23 protein-coding genes and 1 tRNA gene are annotated in these 23,090 nt (G+C 64.7%); 8 read left to right on the top strand and 16 right to left on the bottom strand.

The window, feature by feature from the left end:
* Positions 1 to 428: 428 nt before the first annotated feature.
* The 3 genes from AUL31_RS14985 to wrbA all read right to left on the bottom strand — a co-directional run bounded on the left by AUL31_RS14985 (position 429) and on the right by wrbA (position 3,270).
* Entirely contained in the window at positions 429 to 1,364 is a 936-nt protein-coding gene (locus AUL31_RS14985; protein ID WP_082646969.1) for a metal ABC transporter solute-binding protein, Zn/Mn family, read from the bottom strand.
* An 80-nt stretch (positions 1,365 to 1,444) separates the two neighbouring features.
* Positions 1,445 to 2,644, bottom strand: coding sequence for an MFS transporter (locus AUL31_RS14980; RefSeq protein WP_060608383.1), 1,200 nt, complete (start codon positions 2,642 to 2,644; stop codon positions 1,445 to 1,447).
* A complete protein-coding gene (gene wrbA, locus AUL31_RS14975) occupies positions 2,644 to 3,270 on the bottom strand; it encodes an NAD(P)H:quinone oxidoreductase (protein WP_060608380.1) in 627 nt (208 codons plus the stop codon). Before wrbA ends, AUL31_RS14980 begins: the two co-directional genes overlap by 1 nt.
* A 102-nt stretch (positions 3,271 to 3,372) precedes the next feature.
* On the opposite strand from wrbA, the gene AUL31_RS14970 reads away from it, so the two are divergent.
* A complete protein-coding gene (locus tag AUL31_RS14970; protein ID WP_082646968.1) occupies positions 3,373 to 4,329 on the top strand; it encodes a LysR family transcriptional regulator in 957 nt (318 codons plus the stop codon).
* Here the strand turns inward: AUL31_RS14970 and AUL31_RS14965 are convergent.
* Positions 4,314 to 5,087 (bottom strand): SDR family oxidoreductase, encoded by a 774-nt coding sequence (locus AUL31_RS14965; RefSeq protein WP_060608377.1) that lies wholly within the window; start codon positions 5,085 to 5,087, stop codon positions 4,314 to 4,316. The two genes, AUL31_RS14970 and AUL31_RS14965, sit on opposite strands and share 16 nt — an antisense overlap.
* A 138-nt stretch (positions 5,088 to 5,225) precedes the next feature.
* On the opposite strand from AUL31_RS14965, the gene AUL31_RS14960 reads away from it, so the two are divergent.
* The gene (locus AUL31_RS14960; protein WP_060608375.1) at positions 5,226 to 6,128 is read left to right on the top strand and encodes a LysR family transcriptional regulator; all 903 of its coding nucleotides are present in this window, start codon (positions 5,226 to 5,228) and stop codon (positions 6,126 to 6,128) included.
* A 167-nt stretch (positions 6,129 to 6,295) separates the two neighbouring features.
* Here the strand turns inward: AUL31_RS14960 and AUL31_RS14955 are convergent.
* A tRNA-Arg gene (locus AUL31_RS14955) sits at positions 6,296 to 6,372 on the bottom strand.
* 99 nt (positions 6,373 to 6,471) lie between these two features.
* A complete protein-coding gene (locus tag AUL31_RS14950; RefSeq protein WP_060608371.1) occupies positions 6,472 to 7,917 on the bottom strand; it encodes a sensor histidine kinase in 1,446 nt (481 codons plus the stop codon).
* 265 nt (positions 7,918 to 8,182) lie between these two features.
* Here AUL31_RS14950 and rpmH point away from each other — a divergent pair, with 265 nt between their 5' ends.
* The 4 genes from rpmH to yihA are packed head-to-tail and all read left to right on the top strand — an operon-like array spanning position 8,183 to position 11,167.
* The gene (gene rpmH / locus AUL31_RS14945; RefSeq protein WP_039195429.1) at positions 8,183 to 8,317 is read left to right on the top strand and encodes a 50S ribosomal protein L34; all 135 of its coding nucleotides are present in this window, start codon (positions 8,183 to 8,185) and stop codon (positions 8,315 to 8,317) included.
* Between the two features lie 32 nt (positions 8,318 to 8,349).
* On the top strand, positions 8,350 to 8,721 hold the full coding sequence (gene rnpA, locus AUL31_RS14940; protein ID WP_232412937.1) for a ribonuclease P protein component: 372 nt from the start codon (positions 8,350 to 8,352) through the stop codon (positions 8,719 to 8,721).
* 3 nt (positions 8,722 to 8,724) lie between these two features.
* A complete protein-coding gene (gene yidC, locus AUL31_RS14935) occupies positions 8,725 to 10,527 on the top strand; it encodes a membrane protein insertase YidC (RefSeq protein ID WP_060608983.1) in 1,803 nt (600 codons plus the stop codon).
* Between the two features lies 1 nt (position 10,528).
* Positions 10,529 to 11,167: a ribosome biogenesis GTP-binding protein YihA/YsxC gene (gene yihA, locus AUL31_RS14930; RefSeq protein WP_060608365.1), complete on the top strand. Its 639-nt coding sequence runs from the start codon at positions 10,529 to 10,531 to the stop codon at positions 11,165 to 11,167.
* 14 nt (positions 11,168 to 11,181) lie between these two features.
* Here the strand turns inward: yihA and AUL31_RS14925 are convergent, their stop codons facing one another.
* From AUL31_RS14925 to AUL31_RS14880, 10 genes are all read right to left on the bottom strand, one after another.
* Positions 11,182 to 11,634, bottom strand: a complete 453-nt coding sequence (locus AUL31_RS14925; RefSeq protein ID WP_060608362.1) for an arsenate-mycothiol transferase ArsC — start codon at positions 11,632 to 11,634, stop codon at positions 11,182 to 11,184.
* A gap of 4 nt (positions 11,635 to 11,638) precedes the next feature.
* A complete protein-coding gene (locus AUL31_RS14920; protein WP_060608359.1) occupies positions 11,639 to 12,118 on the bottom strand; it encodes a UPF0262 family protein in 480 nt (159 codons plus the stop codon).
* Positions 12,119 to 12,125: 7 nt separating this feature from the next.
* Positions 12,126 to 13,424 (bottom strand): histidinol dehydrogenase, encoded by a 1,299-nt coding sequence (hisD, locus tag AUL31_RS14915; protein WP_060608356.1) that lies wholly within the window; start codon positions 13,422 to 13,424, stop codon positions 12,126 to 12,128.
* An 18-nt stretch (positions 13,425 to 13,442) separates the two neighbouring features.
* On the bottom strand, positions 13,443 to 13,898 hold the full coding sequence (locus AUL31_RS14910; RefSeq protein WP_060608353.1) for a DUF2948 family protein: 456 nt from the start codon (positions 13,896 to 13,898) through the stop codon (positions 13,443 to 13,445).
* Positions 13,899 to 13,971: 73 nt separating this feature from the next.
* Positions 13,972 to 14,763, bottom strand: a complete 792-nt coding sequence (locus AUL31_RS14905; RefSeq protein ID WP_060608350.1) for a creatininase — start codon at positions 14,761 to 14,763, stop codon at positions 13,972 to 13,974.
* On the bottom strand, positions 14,756 to 16,255 hold the full coding sequence (locus tag AUL31_RS14900) for an amidohydrolase family protein (RefSeq protein ID WP_060608347.1): 1,500 nt from the start codon (positions 16,253 to 16,255) through the stop codon (positions 14,756 to 14,758). Before AUL31_RS14900 ends, AUL31_RS14905 begins: the two co-directional genes overlap by 8 nt.
* 13 nt (positions 16,256 to 16,268) lie before the next feature.
* Positions 16,269 to 17,336 carry an ABC transporter ATP-binding protein gene (locus AUL31_RS14895; RefSeq protein WP_060608344.1) on the bottom strand — a complete coding sequence of 356 codons (1,068 nt, stop codon included), beginning with the start codon at positions 17,334 to 17,336 and terminating at the stop codon, positions 16,269 to 16,271.
* Complete coding sequence (locus AUL31_RS14890) at positions 17,333 to 18,154, bottom strand: ABC transporter permease (protein WP_060608340.1); 822 nt, start codon at positions 18,152 to 18,154, stop codon at positions 17,333 to 17,335. The genes AUL31_RS14895 and AUL31_RS14890 overlap by 4 nt, the downstream gene beginning before the upstream one ends.
* Positions 18,151 to 18,996, bottom strand: coding sequence for an ABC transporter permease (locus AUL31_RS14885; RefSeq protein ID WP_060608337.1), 846 nt, complete (start codon positions 18,994 to 18,996; stop codon positions 18,151 to 18,153). Before AUL31_RS14885 ends, AUL31_RS14890 begins: the two co-directional genes overlap by 4 nt.
* Positions 18,997 to 19,012: 16 nt before the next feature.
* Positions 19,013 to 20,161: an ABC transporter substrate-binding protein gene (locus AUL31_RS14880; protein ID WP_060608334.1), complete on the bottom strand. Its 1,149-nt coding sequence runs from the start codon at positions 20,159 to 20,161 to the stop codon at positions 19,013 to 19,015.
* Positions 20,162 to 20,518: 357 nt separating this feature from the next.
* On the opposite strand from AUL31_RS14880, the gene AUL31_RS14875 reads away from it, so the two are divergent.
* Both AUL31_RS14875 and AUL31_RS14870 read left to right on the top strand, forming a co-directional pair.
* Entirely contained in the window at positions 20,519 to 21,505 is a 987-nt protein-coding gene (locus AUL31_RS14875; protein ID WP_073469366.1) for a LysR family transcriptional regulator, read from the top strand.
* A gap of 65 nt (positions 21,506 to 21,570) precedes the next feature.
* Positions 21,571 to 23,082, top strand: a complete 1,512-nt coding sequence (locus AUL31_RS14870; protein ID WP_143190269.1) for a hypothetical protein — start codon at positions 21,571 to 21,573, stop codon at positions 23,080 to 23,082.
* The last annotated feature ends 8 nt before the right edge of the window (positions 23,083 to 23,090 follow it).

Below are 23,090 nucleotides of genomic sequence, written 5' to 3'. Positions count from 1 at the left end.
GGCCGCGGCCCGGACAGGGTTTGCGGCAGGCTGGCCGGGTCCGCTATCTCGATGTCGGAATGATCTCCGTGCGCGCTGAGCGTGACGCCGCTGCGCAGGAAATGAACCGCATCGGCATCGGACTGGACGGCGGCGATGGCCGTACCATTGTCGATGGGATAGAGCCGGCTCTGCCCTGTCGTCTGGAAGCTCCAGCGATTGGCGGGCTCTGTAAGATCGAACGCCGTGATGCGGGGCTCCGCATGATCGGCAACGAAAACGCGGAAAAGGGTGACGTCGTCGTGCCCGTCCTCTGCATGCACCATGCCGGTACCTGCCAGAATGAGCGCGATGCCCGTCGCGCAGCTTAGTCTTCGCAACATAGTTCGCATCCTCGATATGCGTGGGAAGAAAAGGGGGGTGTGTGGAGCCGGGCAGCCCACCCGGCCTCAACCGGCCGACAGGGCTTTCGCCAGCAGTGCCAGATTGTGCCGCATCATGGTGATGTAGTCGGGCGCGGGGCCGTCGGCCGGCGACAGGGCATCGGAATAGAGGGTGCCGGAAAGTTGCACGCCGACCTCCGATGCGATCCTCTCGACCAGTCTGGGGTCGCTGATGTTCTCCGCAAAGATCGCCTTGACGTCGGCTTGGCGCATCTCCTCGATCAGCCCCGCCACGTCGGCGGCCGAAGCTTCGGACGCAGTGGAAATGCCCTGCGGCGACAGGAAGCGGATCCCGTATTCCTGTTGGAAGTAGCCGAAGGCGTCGTGCCCCACGACAACGGTGCGGCGATCGTCCGGAAGCGTTTTCAGAGTGTCGCGGATATCGCGGTCCAGACTGTCCAGCGCCTCTAGATAGGCGTCTGCATTGTCCGTGTAGGATTGGCATCCTGCTGCATCGGCCTGGCAGAATGCGTCGCGGACATTGGCCACGTAGATTTTGGCGTTGGGTACGGACTGCCACGCATGGGCATTCAGCGCGCCGGCATGGAAAATCGCTTCACCATTGACGAAATGGTAATGGCCGCCACCCGGTTCTTCGATCGCCAGGAGGCCATCGGTCAGCGTTGCGACGTGGCCCTTGGTGCCACTGGCGGTAATCAGCCGATCCAGAAAGCCTTCCAGCTCCAGCCCGTTGGTCAGGATCACATCTGCATGCGCAAGGGCCGTCGCATCCCTTGGGCGCGGCTCATACGCATGCGCGTCGCCATTGGGGCCCACCAACGTCTGAAGTTCGATCCGGTCGCCGCCCACAACGGCGGCGAAATCGCCGATGATCGAGAAGCTGGCGACAACGCGAAGCGACTTGGCTTGAGCATTCCCGCCAAACGCCGCAACAGCGGCCGCAAAGGCGAGGGCACGAATGATATGTCTTGAGAAGGCCATGCGCTCCAACGTCTCGATATCGCGGCTGGGCGCATCACTATGTTATGTTATTACATTACGTCAACGGCGCTCCGGTGTGTTCACGCGGCTGTGAAGTCGCGTCGTGTCAGCGTGGAGAGCACAATAACCACCGCAAGCGATGCAGCAGCGGCCACGATGTATGCGGCAGCGCCCCATCCAAACCGATCCAGCGCAGCGCCGATGGCCGTCGGACCCAGAATCTGGCCGAGATTATTGCCTTGCATGATCAGGCCCATAACGATCGGCACCAGTCCTGCGGTCGGCGCGACGATCGGTGCGGATGACAACAGAATGGCCGGGATCACGCCGCCGACTGCGGAAAACACCAGGCACAGAGCAAATACGCCGGTGTCCGGCAGACCGGGCAGAAAGATGCCGAAGCCGACCACGCCGACAATAACAAAGGCGCCAACCAGCAGCATTGCCCTGCTCAGGCCCCTGGATAGCAACAGGCCCGCTGTCAGATTGCCGATGACATTGACTGCCGAAGCCAGCGCGCTGAGCAGCCCTGCCATCTGGAGCGTCACCCCCAGCCGCTGCATGAGCAACACCGGCAAAAAGCTGAACATGGCAAAGAAGATCAGGCTGTACAGCGCAAAGGTGAGCGACAATCCCAGGGATTTCCGGTCGCGCGAGACAGCCAACGCATCCCGGCACAGGCCATCGAGCGACAGGGGCCGTCCTTGCCCGCTTGCGGCAATGACGAATGGCACGATCGCGCAGATTACCAGCGGCAACGCGCTTCCTGCCAACCACATTACGGGCCATTGCTGGAACAGCGGCCCGGCCACCATGGCCGCTGCCATGCCGACCGGCATGAAGCAGCTCCATAGTGCGAAAGCCAGATCACGATGCGCAGCCTGCACGACCTCGTCCAGCAATGAGGGCCCCGCGACTGTCACCAGCAGGAAGCCTGCACCCTCGATGACGCGGCCCGCAAACAGGCCGGGCAACCCCGGTAGGGTCGCGCCGAGGGTGCCGCCGGCCGCGGTGACCAGAAGTCCGATGATAAGCATGCGCCGCGCACCGAAGCGCGCCACGCACGCGCCGGCAGGAATGCCGCCGATAAACCCGGTTAGGGCAAAAACGCCGGCCAGCCATCCGATTGCCGTCAGGCCGATGCCAAGATCGGATTGCAGCAACGGCGCCGCAATCGCGGCTTTGCCGGCCTGCAGGGCGGCTGCAATCCCGCTCCCGACAATCACGGTCACGGCAATCCAGTTCGAATTTCCCACTCTCTTTGCCGATGCCGTGTCCATCACGCGGCCCGTTGCGTGCGGCCGGCGACCAGGGCGGCCGCGATCTCCGCAACATGCCGGCCCTGGAAGCGCGCGCCATCCAGTTCGTTTTCGCTGACGTCGCGGTGTCCGCCATGCCCGTCATCGGCCAGGGTTGATGCACCATAGGGGGTGCCGCCGGTGATCTCGTCCATCCGCATCTGGCCTTTGAAGGTGTAAGGCAGGCCGACGATGATCATGCCGAGATGGAAAAGGACGGTCTGGGTGGACTGGATGGTCGTCTCCTGACCGCCATGCTGGCTGCCGGTGGAGGCAAAGACGCTACCCACTTTCCCCACCAGCCGGTCCTCGAACCAGAGCCCACCGGCCCGATCCAGAAAATTCTTCATCTGCGATGCCATGGTGCCGAAGCGGGTGGGCGTGCCGATGATGATCGCATCGTACTCGGCCAACTCCGCCACGGTTGCGACGTTGGCCGATTGGTCGACCTTGTATCCCGATTTCTCGGCAACAGCTTCGGGAACAAGCTCCGGCACGCGTCGGATGGCCACCTCCGCGCCCGCCGCGCGCGCGCCATCGGCCACAGCCAGAGCCATGGTCTCTATGTGTCCGTAGGAGGAGTAGTAAAGCACCAGCACCTTGGTCATTGGGGGTCTCGCTTCGGTTGCAATCTGCCGGAGAGGTTTGCACCGATCAGCCGAGCACAATAAGTGATATAAAATGGATAGGCTTGATCAAGAGAAACGATCATGTTGGATGCTCTTACTCTCGATCAGATCCGGACCTTCGTGACGATTGCCGACAGCGGCAGCTTTCGCTCGGCGGCTCGAAAACTGTCCCGCGTCCAGTCGGGAGTAAGCGTCGCTATTGCCAATCTGGAGGCGGCCCTCGGCGTGGAACTGTTCGATCGGTCCGGGCACAGGCCGGTTTTGACCGCACAGGGGCGCGTGCTGCTGGGCAACGCCCGTGACATCATTCTGCGTGTGGACGTGCTGCGCGCCGAGGCCCGGGGTTTTGCCAGCGGTGTCGAAACGGAGCTCGCCGTTTCCGTCGACACGCTCTACCCCATGCAGGACATTGCACGCGCGATCTCACGCATGCGAGACGATTTTCCGGCCGTCGCCATCCAGGTCTGGGCCGAGGCCATGGGCGGTCCACTGGACGCTTTGCGAAAGAAGCGCTGTGCGCTTGCCATCATGGTGGGCGAGGAGTTTCGCGACCCGCGGATCAGGTTCGAGCCGCTGACGTCGGTCAGGCAGGTTGCCGTGGTGGCGTCAACGCATCCGCTTGCGTCGTGCCGCGCCGGCCGTCCATTGGAGGCGATGGATGTTGCAGACCATCTTCAAATCGTCCTGACGGATCCATCCGATATATCCGCAGGACGCGATTTCGGCGTGGTGTCCGCGCGGACCTGTCGCGTCAACACCCAGGATACTAAGTACGATCTTATCCTGGGTGGAGCAGGTTGGGGGCGGCTACCCATTTGGCGCGTCGAGCGGGACCTGGAGCAGGGCAGGCTCGCGCGTCTCGATGTCAGCGCATTGGGCCGCGATGGCGAGATGACATCGAGCGCCTACCTCGCCCACCGTCGGGACGAGGCGCTGGGACCGGCCGCGCGGACATTATCCGACCTCTTGACCGGCGCGGCCGAAACGACGGCTACCCGCAACGAGCAGGGCCCGCGTGACATTTACTTGGTAGTGTAGCCGCCATTCACCAGGATGGTCTGGCCAGTCATCCACCAACCATCGGAAACCAGGAAGCGGATATAGGGGACGATGTCCTCGATGTCGGTCAGGCCGGTCTTCGAGAAGCCGGAGAGCGCCGCCGCGCTCTTGTGATAGGCCTGCGCATCGGCGCTTTCCTGACCGTAGAAGAAGGACGTATCCATCGGACCGGGGCCGATGGCCGTCACCGAAATGCCGCGCTCGCCGAACTCCTTGGAGGCTGCGCGCGTGAAATGTTCAACCGGCGCCTTGGTGCCGGCATAGGTGGCATAGAAGGGCGTGTAGGCTCCAAGCAGCGACGTGACCAGCGTTACGAGCTTGCCATTGTCATTGAGATGCTTGCCGGCCTCCTTGATGAAGAAGAACGCGCTCTTGGCGTTCACCGCGCTCATCTCGTCATATTCGGCTTCGGACGTCTCGGCGATTGGCTTCTTCAGAACCTTGCCGACCGTGTTGATGGCGATATCCGGCTTGCCGATGGCGGCGACGGCATCGTTGAACAGGGCCTCGACGGCCCCGGCCGTCGTCAGATCGCCTTGGATCGCGACGACCTCGGCTCCGGCCGCCTTGACCGCAGCCACCGTCGCGTCGGCATCGGCCTTCGTGGCCGCGCTGTTGTAGTGGATGGCAATGGCCTTGGCGCCTTGTGCGGCAAGATCCCGGGCAATCAACCCGCCCAGGTTCTTGGCCCCGCCGGCGATGATGACGGTTTTACCCTTGATGCTGTGGTCGGTCATGGGTGGTCTCCTTGCCAGTGTGCAGCTAACCAGTGGCTGCTTTCCCGCGGGGACCAATATCGTCTAGCATCGGGCGATAAAGGCGATCATTCTGACATGACTTGTCAGAAAAGCAGTACAATCAGGAATGTCTGACCGGTGGACCGCATCGACCTGTTCCGCACTTTCAGCCGCGTCGTGGAATGCGCAAGCTTCACGCGTGCAGCCGACACGCTCGGCCTGCCACGCTCTTCCGTCTCGGCGGCAGTTCAGGAACTGGAGGGGCGGGTCGGCGCGCGGCTGCTGCATCGCACCACCCGCAAGGTCGCACCGACCCACGACGGAGCAGCCTTCTACGAACGGTGCCAGCGCGTCATCGCGGATGTCGAGGATACGGAAAATCTGTTCCGGCAGGCCGCGGCGCAGCCGTCGGGCCGGCTGCGCATCGATGTCCCCGGTCGGATCGGCCGGCTCATCGTTGCGCCGGCGCTTCCGGAATTTCTCGATCTCTATCCGCAGATAGACATCGACCTCGGCCTTACCGATCGCGCGGTGAACCTGGTGGAAGACGGTCTGGATTGTGTGCTTCGGGTTGGCCCTTTAAGCGATTCCGGTCTGATCGCCCGCCCCATCGGCAGATTGGCGCTGATCAACGTTGCGAGCCCCGCTTACCTGGCGCGCCATGGAACGCCGCGGGCCTTGGGCGATCTCGGCCAGCATTGGGCCGTCAACTATGCATCCCCTTCCAGCGGCCGCGTCGAGGATTGGGAATGGGTGGAGGAGGGTACACTGCGCACCTTATCGATGCGCGGTCGCGTCACCGTAAACAGCGCAGAAGCCTATATCGCGTGCTGTCTGGCCGGCCTCGGGCTGATCCAGATTCCAGCTTACGACGTGCAAGGCCACCTCGATGCCGGCGAACTGGTCGAGGTGATGCCCGGCTATCGCGCGGAGCCCATGCCGATGACATTGCTCTATCCGCACAGGCAGCATCTTTCCCGCCGATTGCAGATCTTCGCCGACTGGCTCGAGGACCTTCTCAAGCGGCATCTTGCAACGTGACCGGTAGCTTGTGGCCCGTCCTCACGCCGTAGCGGAAGCGGGTCGGCGAGAGCTGCATTTAAGCAATCGTCGTTTGCGCGGAGCCCTGACGCAATACAACTGGCGGGCAGAATGCCGACGCTGCGCTCGGCCGGCATGTCGTACTGCGGATGCAAATTGGCGATGAATGGCGCGCCCGAAAGGATTCGAACCTCTGACCCCCAGATTCGTAGTCTGGTGCTCTATCCAGCTGAGCTACGGGCGCATCCGGCGTTGGCAGGGGCTTGGCAGCCCCGCAACCGGTGTGAGCGGTTCCTAACCGCTCCCCTTTGCGAAAGCAAGCGCCCTCTGCCGAAAAAATGCGTCACATGCGACCGTCATGCTTGCCGACCACGATTTCGAAGCGCGCCCCCGGCGAGTGCCCCTCGACATGGTGGATAGAACCTCCATGCGCCTGCACGATCTCGGCCGCGATGGCGAGCCCCAGCCCGGTGCCGCCGGCGCGCGTCGAGCCACGAAACGCCTTGAAAAGATTTTCGCGGGCGCGGGCAGACAGGCCAGGTCCGGTATCCTGGACGCCGATGCGGACCTCCTCGCCGTCCACGTCCACAGCGTCCACCACGACACGGCGCACCAGCGCCTCGTCGGCGTCGTTCTCGAAGGCCTGAATCGCGTTGCGGACAAGATTGGCGACGGCGCGATGGAAATGGTCGGGGTCCACCTCCATCTCGAGATCGGTCGGCACCTCGTTGGAAAACTGGACCCGGTCGTCCAGCCCGGCCATCATCTCGAAGACGTCGTCGACAAGGAGCCGCAGCCGAATCACGCGCTTCTGCGGATTGCTCTCGACCGCGCGGCCATAGGCCAGCACCGACTGCGTATAATGCAGTGCCCGGTCCAGGCTTCGGATCAGGGTCGGCGCAAAACGCTGCACCTGCGGATCCGGAATATCCGAGAGGCGGTCCGAGACAAGCTGCGCCGAGGCCAGCGTGTTGCGCAGATCATGGTTGATCTTGGAAACGGCCAGCCCGAGATCCGCAAGATGCCGCTGCTCGCGCAGCATCCGCTGCAGCGTGCCCTGCATATCGGCCAGGTGCCGCTCGGCGATGCCGATCTCGTCATCGCGGTTGCTGGCCACGATAACGCGCGCGGGGTTTTCCGGCTCTTCCCGAAACCGCACCATCGATTCGGTCATCCGGCGCATGGGCCGCAGCAGATAGCGGCTGATGGCGATGTAGACGAGAAGCCCCGCGAAGCTGGCCAGCAAAAGCGAGATGGTGAAGATGTTGCGGGAATAGACCAGCATCGCCCGGCGCAATGGCTGCTCCAGAAGAACGACTTCCGCCGTCATCGTTCCGTCGCCGATGGGTCCAAGGGCCCGAATGGTGCGCTGGCCGCCGAAGAGAAGCGTGTCGAAGGCCGCGCGGATGGATGCGGGTATGGATTCGGTCGCAAGATCGACCTCGCGGTCCACCGGTCCCACTTCGTCGGCCCGCGCCAGAAGCCGCGACATCCCCTGCGATTCGACGGCAATGAGCTGCGCGCCGAGCGAATGGAGAAGCTCCGCCTCGTCCTCCGGCGCCATCAGCCCGAAGGGCCCGCCCGAACTGCGCCCGGCCGCAAGGCTGGCGGCTGCCACCGTCTCGACCTTGGTGTAGAGCCAGTCGCGGCGGAACTTGGAAACGGACGGCACGAACACGGCGACCTCGGCCAGCATGATCGAAATCATGGTGAACCACAGGATGCGCGTCGACAGACGGCGCGGCAGCGTGGGCCGGTGGGCGTTCGCCTCTTCCCTGGCGCCCGTCATCCAATATCCTCTCAGATCCTTCCTCGCCCGATTCCGCACCTGGTACCGGCAACTGGCCATCGCGCCTTGGTACTTCTTAGGCTTTCGGGCCGCAGGATAGGAAGGCGCAATTGACTTTCGTCCACGAATTTTCCATAAGCGCCGCACCAGAGCGGGTGGCAGCCCGCGTCAGAGTGCTTATGCATGTCCGACGCCCCGTCCGCCAAAGTCTATGTAGAGACCTGTCGAACCAAGGGGTCCGCGGATATCGCCGCGGAAGAACAACATGAAGCGCACTTATCAGCCGAGCAAACTCGTCCGCAAGCGCCGCCACGGCTTCCGCTCGCGCATGGCGACCACCGGTGGCCGCCGCGTTATCGCGTCGCGCCGCGCCAAGGGCCGCAAGCGCCTGTCGGCCTAAGGCTACGGACGCCGGCGCGCACTGCCAGGGTGGTGCAGCGACTCAAGAAGCGGTCGGAGTTTCTGGCCGCACGCAAGGGCCGTCGTCTGAACGGCCCTTTGTTCTTTATCGAGGCTCTGGAACGTCCGGACGATGACCCGGCCCGGTACGGACTGACGGTCACGCGCAAGGTCGGCAACGCGGTGGAGCGCAATCGCATCCGCCGACGCCTTCGTGAAGCGATCCGTGTCCATTCCGGGGCTGACATGGTGCCGGGCTTCGATTATGTGATCGTCGCGCGCCGCGATCTTCTTTCAGCACCCTTCGACCGGATCGAAGCGGAGCTGTCCGCACGGTTTCGAAAAGTGGCGCGGGGCGACGCGGGCGGCCGTTCCGGCCAGAGGGCCCGTCCACCGGGAACGTGAATGATGGAAAACAACCGCAATTTTCTTCTGGCGATGGTGCTGTCCATCGCGGTCCTGGTGGGGTGGCAGTTCTTCGTCATCAGCCCCCGCATGTCCGACGAGGGCGCCGCGACGACGACCGCGGCGGAGGGATCGTTGCAGTCGCCCACCGTTCCGGCCGGCACCCCGCAGGAACAGGCCGTGGCGCCAGCAGGCCGCGAAAGCATTCCGCAGGCCGCTGCGCAGGTCGATACGCTGACGCGCGACGCCGCCATCGCCGCCTCGCCTCGCGTTACGCTGGATACGCCCTCGCTGACCGGCTCGATCAACCTGATCGGCGCCCGCCTGGATGATCTGCGCCTCAAGAATTACCACGAGACGGTGGACGATTCCTCGCCCACCATCGTGCTCCTGTCGCCCGAGCAGACCGGCCATGACGGCTATTTTGCCGAATTCGGCTATACCGGGCAGAATATCGGCGCCCTGCCAGGCCCGACGACGCGCTGGCAGGCCGATGAGGGCCAGACGCTGACGCCCGGCACGCCCATCCGCCTGACCTACACCAACGAGCGCGGCATCGAATTCGTCCGCGAGATCTCCGTCGATCCGAATGCGATGTTCTCCATCGCCGACAGCATCACCAATGCCGGCGACGCCGCGGTGTCGGTGCAGCCCTACGGCCGCGTCGTGCGCCATTCCAAGCCGCAGGTTGCCTCCGCCTGGGTCGTGTTCGAGGGCCTCATCGGCTATCTCGGCGACAGCGGCCTCAACGAGGTCACCTATTCCAAGATCGAGGAAGAGGGCAGGGTCAGCCCCGCAGCGACCAATTCCGGCTGGCTCGGCATCACCGACAAATACTGGGCAACGACGCTGATTCCCGATACCGGCGCGTCGTTCCAGCCCGGTTTCCGCTTCTCGTCCGACAATGGCAGCCGCTACCAGTCGGAATATCTGAGCGAAGCCGTCAACCTGCAGCCGGGTGAAACCCGCGAATTGCTGACCCGCGCCTTCGCCGGCCCGAAGGTCGTCAGTCTCGTCGACGGCTATCAGGACAGCCTCGGCATACCGGAGTTCAGCCGCCTGATCGACTGGGGCTGGTTCCGCTTCCTGACGCGTCCGCTCTTCTACGTGATCGACTGGATCTACAACTTCACCGGCAATTTCGGCATCGCCATCCTGCTGGTGACCGTCATGCTGAAGCTCGTCTTCTTCCCGCTCGCCAACAAGAGCTACAAGTCGATGGCGAAGATGAAGAACGTGCAGCCGCTGATGATGGAGCTGCGCGAGAAATACGCCGACGACCGGATGAAGCAGCAGCAGGAGATGATGCGCATCTACAAGGAGGAGAAGATCAATCCTGCGGCGGGCTGCTGGCCCGTGCTGGTGCAGATCCCCGTCTTCTTTGCGCTCTACAAGGTGCTCTACGTCACCATCGAGATGCGGCACGCGCCCTTCTTCGGCTGGATCCAGGATCTGGCCGCACCGGATCCGACGAGCATCTTCAACCTCTTCGGTCTCATTCCGCTGACGCTGCCGCACTTCCTGATGATCGGCGTGTGGCCGATCCTGATGGGCATCACGATGTTCATCCAGATGAAGTTGAACCCGACGCCGCCCGATCCGACCCAGCAGATGATCTTCACCTGGATGCCGATCCTGTTCACCTTCATGCTGGCGTCCTTCCCCGCCGGACTGGTGATCTACTGGACGTGGAACAACTTCCTGTCGATCATCCAGCAGTCCGTGATCATGAAGCGCAACGGCGCCAAGATCGAGCTGTGGGACAATCTGCGCGGTGTGTTCCGACGAAAAGGTTCGGAGGCCTGACGTGGCCGAAGAAACGAGCCTGATCTTCAAGCGGCCGTGGGTGTTCATCCGCGGCGTGCCTGCCATGAAGTTCCTGCCGCCGGAGGGCCCGCCTGAGGTGGCGTTCGCCGGCCGGTCGAATGTCGGCAAGTCTTCGTTGATCAACGCGTTGCTTGGCCAGAAGGGGCTGGCGCGCACGTCCAATACGCCGGGCCGCACGCAGGAGCTCAACTACTTCGTGCCGGACGGTTATGCCGGCGGAGCGGACGACCTGCCGCCCGTCGCGCTGGTGGATATGCCGGGCTATGGCTATGCCAAGGCGCCGAAAGAGCATGTCGATGCCTGGACGCGCCTGGTCTTCGATTATCTGCGCGGCCGGGCCTCGTTGAAGCGCGTCTTCGTGCTGATCGATTCCCGCCATGGCATCAAGAAGAACGACGCCGACGTGATGGCCCTTCTGGACAAGGCCGCCGTGTCCTACCAGATCGTGCTGACCAAGACCGACAAGATTTCCGCGCTGGCGCTGCCCAAGCTGATGGCCGCCACCCAGGAGGCCATCCGCAAGCGGCCGGCCGCCTATCCGGAAATCCTGTCTACCTCGTCGGAAAAGGGCGTCGGCCTTGCCGAGGTGCAGGCGGCCATCGAATCCTTCGTCGACTGACCGCTTGCCGCGCCTTACGCCGGTGAGGCCAGCCCACGGGCTCGCAAGTCGCGGACTTTCGCCTCGATCCGGTTGAACACGTCGCGATAGGCGTCGAGGATCTGCTCGCGGCTGCCGGTGGTGGCCGACGGATCGGGCATCGGCCAGAACTCGATCGTCACCGCCTCACCACCCGTATGGTCCAGCGCATAGTGATGCGCCTCCGGTGACATGGTGACGATCATGTCGAAGAACCCGTCCTCCATATCCTCCATGCGGCGGGGCGGTGCGCTGACGGGTGGCAGGCCCTCCTGCTTCAGGATCGCGTCCACGAAGGGGTCCGGCTGGCCATCCTTCACCCCGGCCGAGGCGATGTAGACGGTGCCCGGCAGAAGGCTGCGCGCCAGGACTTCGGCCATCGGCGAACGAATGGAGTTCATGCCGCAGACGAACAGGATGGAGCGGGGGAGGGTGGTGCCCGTCGTCATCGCGTCAGCTCCGCCAATGCAGGACGCAGATGAGCGTGAAGAGCCGCCGTGCGGTATCGGTATCGAGGACGATCTTGCCTGCCAGGCGCTCGCGCAGCAGTTCGGAGCCGTCATTGTGGACGCCCCGGCGCCCCATGTCGATCGCCTCGATCTGCGAGGGCGTCGCCGAGCGGATGGCCTCGTAATAGCTGTCGCAGATCAGGAAGTAATCCCGAATAATGCGCTTGAACGGCGTCAGCGACAGGATGTGCGTCGTCAGCTTGCGGTTGTCGGAGTCGCGGATGTCGAAGACGAGGCGTTTTTCCACGAGGGCAAGGCGCAGCCGGTAGAGACCGGCCGGCTCCATGCCCGTCGGCTCGAAGCGGTTTTCCTCGATCAGGTCGAAGATGGCGACGGCGCGCTCATGCTCGACATCCGGGGTGGCACGCCCGATCGACTCGTCCAGTTCGATATCGACCAGCCTGCCATGTTCCCCCCTGTCCATCGGGGCCTCAGGACATGTTCAGTCGGATGGATACCGAGCGCGCATGGGCGTCCAGCCCTTCCACACGCGCCAGTTCCACCGCAGCCGGCGCGAGGGCCGCGAGGCTTTCGGGCGTCAATTTCAGGATGGATGTCCGCTTCATGAAATCCAGGACGCCAAGGCCGGACGAGAAGCGCGCCGAACGGGCCGTCGGCAGGACGTGATTGGACCCCGCGACATAGTCGCCGATGACTTCCGGCGTATGCCGCCCCAGGAAGGCGGCACCGGCATCGGTGATGCGCTCCAGCAGGCGCTCCGGATCGGCGGTGGCGATTTCCAGATGTTCCGCGGCGATACGGTCGGCCAGCGGCGGAGCGTCGCGCACCAGATCCTGCACCAGGATGATGGCGCCGAAATCGTCCCAGCTGGCGCGCGCGGTGGTCTCGCGCGGCAGGCGGCGCAATTGCCTGTCCACCGCCTCGATGACCGATTGTGCGAAGGCGGCGTCGTCGGTGATGAGAATCGACTGCGCCGCCGTATCGTGCTCCGCCTGGGCCAGCAGGTCGGCCGCAACCCAGTCGGGATTGTTGTCGCGGTCGGCGATGACGAGCACTTCCGATGGGCCGGCGATCATGTCGATGCCCACCGTGCCGAACACCTGCCGCTTGGCAGCGGCAACGTAGGCATTGCCTGGGCCGACGATCTTGGCGACGGGCGGCACGCTTTCGGTGCCGTAGGCAAGCGCGGCCACGGCCTGTGCCCCGCCGATGCGATAGATTTCGCCGACGCCGGCTAGGTGTGCTGCCGCCAGCACCAGCGGGTTCAACTCGCCCGAGCGTGCCGGAACCACCATGGCGATGCGGCCGACGCCCGCCACCGCCGCCGGCACGGCATTCATGAGAACCGAGGACGGATAGCTGGCGGCACCGCCGGGCACGTACAGCCCTACCGAGCGGATCGCCGTCCAGCGCGCCCCGAGCGTGGCGCCCAGCGCATCCGTATACAGGTCGTCTTCGGGGCGCTGGCGCTCGTGGTGGCGCCGTATACGCTCATGCGCGAACTTCAGTGCATCCATGGTCGGCTGCGGTGTCGCCGCAACCGCGGCGGCAATCTCGTCGGGCGTGACGCGCAGCGTATCAGGTGTCAGGTCCAGGCCGTCGAAGCGCCGGGTCAGATCGATCAGTGCGGCGTCGCCTTCCGAACGGATCCGGGCGATGATGCTGCGGACGGCATCGTCCACATCGGGCGAGGCTTCCCGCTTCGTACCCAGGAAGGTCTCGAAGCGGCTTTCGAAATCCGGCTCCCCCGCATTCAGCCTGATCGGCACTGGATACTCCTCGAAACTTCAGCCCCGGTCGTGGTCGGGCACCGCATCCGTGCTCCAGGCTGCCCCCAGATCGGATAGCTGGGCCTCGATGCACTCGACCTGAAGCCTTATCGTAGCGTTGCCGGCAAAGACAAGCTCGATGACGCCGGAGGGGGCGTCCGCCTCTTCGAAGCGGATGGCAAGAAGGTCCAGCACCTCCTCCGGCATGGTTGTCGCGATTCCGTTCTGGCGCACCGAAATCACCCGGTCGAAATGCAGGACGGCGCGCCGACGCTCGCGGCTACGGGGGCGAAACCGGGCAAATCCCTTGCGCTCGTCCGCCGCTTCCCAGGCAAAGCGGTTCATCACGATGACGAACCGCTTGCCGTTCGGCTCGAAGGTGAGATCCTGCGTCTTCATGACGGCGTCCTGACAGCACGCCGAGATGATCTGGAGGTCCTGGGCGTCGAGCGCCATAAGGCGTAGGTCTGTCATGGTCCGCTTCGTGTGGTTCGGTTCCGGAACCCATGTAGAGCAGATCGGGCGAAAGTGGAAACGCCGCGCTCCGCTAACCGCCTGACCTTGCGAAGAATGCCGAAAGCGCATTGGCGATATCGGGCACCACCTGCTCCACGACCAGGCGCCCCTTCTGCGCCGTGGCGCTGGCCGCGGAACTGAGGACCCCATCTTCCGGTATGGTCGACAGGTCGAACGGGTAGGGGTCGAAGGGTGGAAACTCTGCCGGGGGATGATCGGGGATCAGGTCCGCCCGGACGAGATCGGGCCGCAGATGCAGCATGACCGAGGTTTCCATGACGGCGGCATGTTCCAGCGCCCAGCTTACGAGACCATCGGGGAAGAGGACTTCCTCGGTGGCGGGCGTGATGAACTCCCAGTAGCCGAGCTTGATTGCGCGGACCGTGTCGATGCCTTCGCGCCGCTGGTCCCGCAGCATGAGGTCGATCGCCTCGGTGATGAACCACTGGTTCTCCATATGGCCGTCGAACACCACGATATGGCGTATGCCGTGACGCACGAGCTCGTTCATCACATCGCGCAGCATGGCGATCAAGGTGGAGGCGTCGAGGCTGAGCGTGCCGGGAAAATGATTGCCGCCCCCGGTCTTCGGCTGCGACTTGTAGCCGTAGGAGATGGCCGGCGCGACGAGCGCGCCCATCCGCGCGGCGACACGCATGGCGATCTCCTCGGGCAGGATGACATCCGTCGACAGCGGCAGATGCGGGCCGTGCTGCTCGATGGAGCCGACCGGCAGCAGCACCACCGGCGGCCCTTCCTGCACCAGGCGTCGGAAATCGTAGGAGGTCAGGTCCGCGATGCGGATCGTGCGGGTCTCAGACATCGGAGGCCCACCGGGTCATGCCGATATCCATTCCGTAGCAGCGTTTGACGACCTTTTCGAAGGCCGGTTCCAGCACGCGGTTCGCCGCTTCGACACCCAGCGTATACTCCTGGAAGGCGGGCATCATCTCGCGAAGCTCGGCCAGCAGCGCCTTCTCGTCCACCTTGGTCAGGCGTCCGCCATCCACCACCATCTCGCCGTTGACGAAGACCTTCTCGATGGAGGACCCATTCTCGCAATAGACGAGGTGCTGGCGCAGGTCGTTCATCGGCGTAAAGCTGGCGGTCTCCATGTCGAGCACCAGGAAGTCGGCCTTCTTGCCGGCCTCAAGCGAGCCGGTTTCCGCCTCCAGCCGCGCGGTGCGCGCGCCGCCAAGCGTTGCGGCATGCAGGACTTCGGATGCCGTCAGCCAGCGCTTCCAGTCCGGGTTGTTCACCTTGTGCATCAGGCCGGCGGCCTTCATCACATCGAAGATCCGCGGCGTATCGTTGGAGCATATGCCATCCGATCCGAGGCCGACATGGACGCCGGCGTCGAGAAGCTTGCGCACGGGGGCGGTTCCCGCGCCGAGCTTCTGGTTGGAAATGGCATTGTGCGCGACACAGACACCGGCCCGCCCCATACGGGCAATGTCGTCGTCGCTGACCCAGATCGAATGGGCGATCGTCGTCCAGGGGCTGAGCAGGCCAAGATCGTCCATATAGGCCATCAGCGACTTGCCGTAGAATTCCGGCCCCGTCACGCCCTGGACCTTGGTCTCGACGATATGCGTATGGAACGGGGCATCCCATTCCCTTGCCAACTCGTTGGCGGCCTGCATCAGATCCACCGTGCATCTCTGGGGCGCGGAAGGGGCAAGCATGGTGCGGATGCGGCCCGACCGCCCATGAAACCTGGCATGCGCCTCCTTGACGAAGGCGAGGTACTCCTGCGTGGACATCGGGATCATGCGCCCGATCTCGTCCTGAAGATCCTGCGGTACGTAGTCCCGCGTGAAGGGAATCGTATCCAGGAAGTTGCGGTTGACCACATGGGCCGAAACGGTGGCCCGGATGCCGACATCGTCATAGGCGTCGATGGCCGCGCCCATCAGCTCCAGCTCGGAGCGGGGACTTTCGTAAAGATCGTCGGTGATGCAGGTGACGCCGGTGCGCAGGGATTCCATCGCCACCAGCATGCTGCGAAGATAGACAAGGCGCGGCGGCAATGCCTTCGCCGCGCGGATGGGGTAGGAATAGAGCATCCAGACTTCGAGCGGCATGTTGTCGTAGCGGCCCTTGAACAGGGCTTCGTTGGAATGCAGATGGGCGTTGACGAGGCCGGGCATGACCAGCTTGCCGCTGCCGTCCAGCGTTTGCGTGCCGTCCGGCGCCTCGAGCCCGGTGCCGATGGCGGCGATCCGCTCGCCTTCCACCAGCATGTCGCCGGTGAATGGCTCCATGCCGGCTTGCCCGCCGGCCAGGATCGTTGCGCCCTTGATCAGGATGCTCATGGATTGAATGCCTTCAATTTGTGATGAGGTAGCCGGAATCGTCGCTCCAGCTTGCGAAGACCCTGGTGCCGGGCGTGAAGGCATCGGCCTCGATGGCGCCCGACGCCACCACGGCCTTCAGCTCCTGTCCGCCGGCGCATTCCAGGAAGACGGTCAGCGACGCGCCGTTGAAATCGGTGGTGGCGACGCTTGCAGCGACACCGCCGTGGCCGGGCGCGACGGACGACAGGACGATCTTGTCGGCGCCGATGACAAGCGTTGCCGGGCCGGGAGAGGGCGCCGGCTCCAGGACGCCGAATGTGCCGATGGCGGTGTCGATGACCTGGCGTCCACCATCCTGGCGCACGGTGCCGGGCACGAGATTGGAGCCGCCGAGGAACTCGGCCACGAAGCTGTTTGCCGCCCGGCGATAGAGCGCGCGGGGCGCACCGACCTGCTGCACCTTGCCGGCATTCATGATCACGACGCGATCGGCCATGGCGAAGGCCTCGGACGGGCTGTGGGTGACGCAGACGAAGGCGATGCCGAGCTCCCGGTGCAGGCGGACCAGCTCTGCCTGCATGCGCACCTTCAAATGCGGGTCGAGGGCACTGAGCGGCTCGTCGAGCAGCAGCAATTCCGGCTCGATGGCCAGCGCCCGGGCCAGGGCGACGCGCTGGCGCTGCCCGCCCGACAGTTGATGCGGCAGCCGCCCCGCCAGCGCGGCGATGCCCATCCGCTCCAGCCACTCCTCCACCTTGATGCGGCGTATGGCGGCTTCGACCGAGCGCTGCTTCAGGCCGAACTCGACATTGTCGCGCACCGTCATGAATGGAAACAGGGCATAGTTCTGCCAGACCAGAGGCGTGTCGCGCGCCCAGGGATGATCGTCGTTGATGCGCCGCCCCCACAGGCGGATGTCGCCACGGGTCGGCGTTTCCAGGCCGGCGATCATGCGCAGGGTGGTCGTCTTTCCGCAGCCGGACGGGCCCATCAGCGCGACGAACTCGCCCTTGTGCACGGCAAGGCTGACATCCTCCACCGCCATCTGCCCGTCATAGCTTTTGCCGACGGCGGAAAGCTCCAGCATGGCGTTCGTCATGGATTGTTTCCCTTGATACGGCCGGCCGCCAGCCGCCGTGTGGCGATCAGCTGCGCCAGCGCCACCAGGACGATCGAAACCGCGAAGACGAGGGCCCCGACGGCGTTGATGCGTGGGCTGACCTGCCCCTGCAGCATGGCGAGCACGCGGACCGGAAGCGTTTCGTTGAGCCCGGAGATGAACCACGCGACCATGAATTCATCGAAGGAGACCGAAGCGGTGATGAGCAGCGCCGCGGCGATGGCCGGCCGGGCAAAGGGAATGACGATCCGGCGCAGCGTCATCCACTGGCCGCAGCCGAGGTTCCAGGCGGCAGGTTCGAGATCCTTGTCGAGATCGGCCAGCCGCATGCGGACAAGCGCCATGGCAAAGGGCGCGCAGATCACCACATGGGCGGCCACAAGGCCCGGGATGGTGCCCGACAGGCCGATGCGGCCCTGGAAGCTGAGCATCGCCACGCCCATGATGACCACGGGTACGGTCGGCGGCAGCGTTGCCAGCACCATGTACACGGCCTTGCCGAAGAAGCGATAGCGATAGTCGACATAGGCGGCGGTGAAGCCGAGGGCGGTCGATATCACGGCGGCAAAGCCTGCGACGACGAGGCTGTTGCCCAGCCCGCGCCGCACCGTCGCGTCGGCGAAGATGGCCTCGTACCATTGCAGGGAGAACCCGCCCCATGGCAGCGCGGGAAAGCGGTCGGCATTGAAGGAGAAGACGACCGTCGACAGGATGGGCGCGAAGATGAACAGGAAGACTACGACGGCCCAGGCCGCCAGCAGACAGTTGATGATCCGGCCCGTGGCGTCGGTCTTCATGATGGGCGCCGTCCATAGGCCAGCTTCATCAGGATGCCGAGCACGGCGGTCAGGGTCAGGATCATCACGACGGCGACAACTGACGCTCGCGGCCAGTGATTGCCGGATTTCACCTGGTCGGCGATCAGGATGGACAGCGTCGGCGGGTTGGACCCGCCCAGGAACTGCGGACTGATGTAATCTCCGAAGCACAGGATGAAGGCGAAGGCGGCGGCCAGCACCAGCCCCACCCGCGCCGAAGGCACGATGATGCGCAGCACCGTCGCCATCCGGCCGCAGCCGAGATTGTGCGCGGCCTGCACCAGCGTCCTGTCGACTGCGCCCAGCGCGATCGTCTGCAACAGGATGACCAGCGGCGCGGTCAGGGTCAGATAGCCGATGAAGGTGCCCGTCGGCGTATTCAGGATGGACGGGGCGGTGAGGCCGAACGGCGTAACGAGCGCATGGATGATGCCGGACGGGCTGAAGAAGATCTGCATCGAGTAGATGCGGACGGGAAAACTGGTGAAGAAGGGCACCAGCAGCAGCCCGGCCAGCAGTAGCCGCCAGCGCGACGGCACCTTGAATGCCAGGGCATAGGATACCGGTAAGGCGAGGAGGCTGACGGCAAGCGCGGCGAACGACGACAGCACGAAGGTATGGACGAAGGCATTCTGGAAGAAACCGGCCGACAGCACGGCCTGCCAGTTGGCCAGCGTGAAATCCGGCCGCAGGCGGAAGTTGCGGACCGACCAGAAGGTCATCGCGACCAGGAAGAGAAGCGGGGCCACGAAGAACGCGGCCTGCCACAGGAACATGGGCAGGCCGAGAACGAGGCCGAAGCGGGAGCGACGCACCGTCATGCCGGAAGACGCTTCGTCACATGGCCTTGAATTCGGACCAGGTGTCGTTCCAGGTCTCGATATCCTGCTGCACCGGCGTCTGGCGGATGTGGATCTTGCCTTCCTTGTACTCGTCCATGACGTTGCGGGCATCGAAGGTGTGGCGCAGCTTCACCGCATCCTCGGGGGCCTCGGCGTTCATCATCTCCCAGCCTTTCTTGTTGGGGATGGATGCCCAATAGGCCGGCAGGCGCGCAGAACGGAACTGGCCCTCGGGCGAGCTGGCATACTGGATGAACGCCTTGGCCAGGTCCTTCTTGGTGGAGCTGGAGACGATGGACATGGATTCCGTCCACTGGATGCCGCCCTGCTCGGGCACGACGGCGTCCACGGGCACGCCCTCGTTCTGCAGAAGCAGCACCACCCAGTCGCCGATGCCGGGGATGACGGCGGCGGTTCCGTTGGTCAGCATGGCGAACTGGTCTGCCATGGAATAGAAGCCGCTCGTCTGAGGACGCAGGGAGAAGAGCGTTTCGCTCAGCTTTTCGTAGGCCGTGTCGTCGATATCGAAGGGCGAGGCGTTGCCGTCATAGAGGCTGAGGCAGCCCATCGTCGGCAGGTACCAGTCGAAGAAGCCGACCTTGCCCTTTACCTTCTCGTTCCACAGGGCCTCGTAGGAGGCGACGTCTTCCGGTGCCAGCATATCGGTGCGGTAGGCAAGGCCCAGATAGCCGAAGCGGATCATGACGGAATAAAGCTCGTCATTGACCCAATGCAGCGGAAACTTCTGGAACTCCGGCCAATAGTCGGCCAGCGGGTAATCGGCCGGGTCGAGCGCGTCGATGAAGCCGCCATCCTGCAGCATGCCGATATACTCGGCATCGGCAAGCACGACGTCGAAGGAGCCGGGAGGCGACTGGTTCATCAGCGCCAGCATCGGCTCGCCGCCCACATACTCCTTGGCGACGACCTTGACGCCGTGCGCGTCCTCGAACGGCTTGACGAAGGCCGGGTCGCCATGGCCCGGCCAGGTAAGGATGTTGAGGACATTGTCCTGCGCCATCGATGCGCCGGTGCCAAGGCCCAGAGCCGTCGCACCGGCCAGAGCGCCGGCGCCCTGCAGGACGGTTCTGCGTGTCGGACGAAGAAGAAGCTCGCGCGGATCGCGGATCAGGAAGCGGCTCATGAAAAGACCTTCGTGGCTCAAATGTCGTGCCGCGACTGTGCATGACCGCTTCTTGAAACGGAAAGACGAAAAACCGATCACTGCCCATAGGATGCTCCTATGGGGATGCAGATTGCGCCGACGCGTAGCTGGCAGCCTCCCTGACTCTATTGATGTTATTTGAATATCGGTTCCGGCTGCCCGAAAGTGCGGCAGACTTTATAGCGTGAGTGCTTGAAAGCCGTGCACTTATTCTTCGGTCGGTGATCCGGGAATAGACACCGATTGTCTGATTTCAGAGCATATGACTAAAGTTTAGGCAACTTGACATGTGATCAAAACCTAACCATAGGTAGGTCCAAACGCAGGTCGAGGCCGATGGACTTCCGGCAGCTTAGATATTTTGTCGCGATTGCCGACAGCGGCACCTTTTCCCGGGCGGCGGAAACCCTCCGCATTTCACAGCCATCCCTCAGCCAGCAGATTCGAAACCTGGAGGACGAGCTCGGCGTCGAGCTTCTGTCCCGCCATGCCCGTGGCGTCGCCCTGACGGAACTCGGGCAGCAATTCTACGACCATGCGCGGCGGATCCTGTCCGGGGTCGAGCGCGCACGAGAGGTCATGCATGCGCGCAAGGGCCATCCGCGCGGCCGGGTGTCCGTCGGCCTGCCGACATCGGCCGCACGCAATCTGTCACTGCCGCTGTTCCGGGAACTTGCGGTGCGCGCGCCCGATATCGAGCTTCATATCGTCGAGGCCATGTCGGGCTATCTCGACGATTTCGTCCAGGGCGGACGGCTGGATGTCGCGCTGCTCTACGATCACCGGGCCTATGACGATGTCGCCTGGACGGAAATGGTCGTCGAGGATCTGTGCCTGTTCGTATCCTCGCGGCACCCATGGGGGCGTCGTCGTCAGGTTGCCTTCGACCGGGTGTTCGACATGCCGCTCGTTCTGCCGGGCCGCCCGCATGCGCTGCGCACCGTTGTCGAGCGGCTGGCGGCGCGGCGCGGCATGACCGTGGATGCGCTGGATTGCGACAGCCTGCCTGCCATAGCCCGGCTTGTCACCTCCGAAGGGTTCGGCGCGATCATGCCGCATTTCGCTTTTCTGGACGAGCTTGCGCGGAACGAGATGGTGGCGCTGGAGATCTGCGATCCGACGCCGTCCTGGCGGCTGTCGGTCGTCGTATCGCAACGCACCGTCAACCCACGCGGCAGCGAAGCGGTTGCGCGAGCGCTGGGCGATGTAATCGCACGGCTGGTCGGCGATGGCACCTGGCGGGCCAGCCTGTCGCAACCCGCCATCCCGGCGCTGGCGCCCAGAACGCCGGCGACGGGTGACAGGCGGCAACCGCAGGTTTAAATGTTTGTTTGCCATGTTCGGCGACACTCAAGGCTGCACGCCCCGCATCATCCAGGACCCGCTTCATGCCTCGCATCACCCGGCCGCTACCCGACGGTACAGCGCGGAAGCGCCCGCCCGCCGCATTGCGCTGGGGCGTGGTTCTGCTGCTGGCCGCCGCATGCGGGGCCGTGGCGGGTGTCGCCTTCGACCGGCTGTCCGAGCCGGTCTATTCGGCCGTTGCGCGCATTGCGCTGGAACCGGATGCCTACCGCCCGGCAGACGGCGGCGACGATGCGATCCTTCTGCCACGGCTGCGCGGCAAGCTGGCGCGGATCGCGGGGGATGATGTTCTGGCTGCGGCGTCGCCGGACCTGGCCGACCTGCGCAGCCGCGTGGCCGTCCACAGCCCGCAGGGCGAGCTGACGGCTGATATCCTCGTGCGGGCCGCCTCGGCCGAGGCCGCTGCGCGGGATGCCAACGCCATCGCACGCGCCTTCGCAGAGCGCGAGGCGCGTGACGTCGAAGGCAGGCGCACTGCAGAGCAGGACGAAGCGGAGCGCCATGTGCGCCATGCCGAGACCGCCCTCGCGCAAGCCGAAGCCGCGCTTGCCACGGTGCAACCCACGGCCGAGCCGGAACCCGACAGGGATGCGCCGAATGCGGAGGTGTCGCGCCTTCAGCAACAACTGGCTGCGCTGCAGCGGATATCCAACGGCGGATCGGGCAGCGGCGATGTGCCGGAAAGCGTTCGCACCTTGTCCGAAAGGCGCGATGCTGCGGCAGCGGAACTTGGTCTTCTATCGCGAACCTATGGGCCCCGGCATCCGCGCCGCGTGGAAGCCGCCCGACGGCTGGCGGCCGCCGAGGCCGCAACGCGGCAGGAGGCCACCCGCCTTGTGGCGGAACGTCAGGCAGCGCTGGATGCGGCGCTGGCCGAGCCGGCCCCGCCAGCGGCCGCCGATTCGGCCGCGGCAGGCCCCGTCCGGGAGTCGCCCGAGGTGGACCGCTTGCGCGCCGCGCTGGCAGAGGCAAGCGCAGCGCGGGATGAACTCACCCGCCGCGCCCCGGTGGCTCCGGTTGCCATAGTGATTGCAGCGAAGCCGCCCGCCTTGCGCGACGGCCCGTCGGAGGCCGCCTACGGGTTGATGGGCGCGGCCGGCGGCATCCTGGCCGGCCTTCTCATTCTGGCGGCTTACGGCCTGTCGCGCGCCTTGGGGCAGGGCGCGCGCCGGACGGAAGTGGTCCTGTCGGATGTATCCTATGCGCCTGTCGATCTGGCACGGCGGGGCGACGCATTGCGCCTTGCACCCCCGGCCGAAACCGCTGAGCCGCGCGCGGCCGATGCCGCGCCGGAGCCGGAGCGCCGGCCCGAACCCGAACCCCAGGCCGAACCGGGCAACGAACCGCCAGAAGCGGGGAACGAACCGCAGGTGGATGACGCGGTCCTGCGCCGCCGCGAGCGCCTTCGCCGCGAACTGCGTGAGATGACGGCGCGTCGGCAGGCCGAACTCGATGGCGGAGGTGCCGCGCGCATCATGAGTCCCGAAGAGCTGCAGCGCCGCCATGACGAGCGCAACGGGCCGCACCGGCTTTAGATCATCGT

The organism is Aureimonas altamirensis (assembly GCF_001463885.1).
Lineage (GTDB): Bacteria > Pseudomonadota > Alphaproteobacteria > Rhizobiales > Rhizobiaceae > Aureimonas > Aureimonas altamirensis.
The sequence above is the reverse complement of the archived record's forward strand: the minus strand, read 5'-3'. Positions and strand labels throughout refer to the sequence as shown.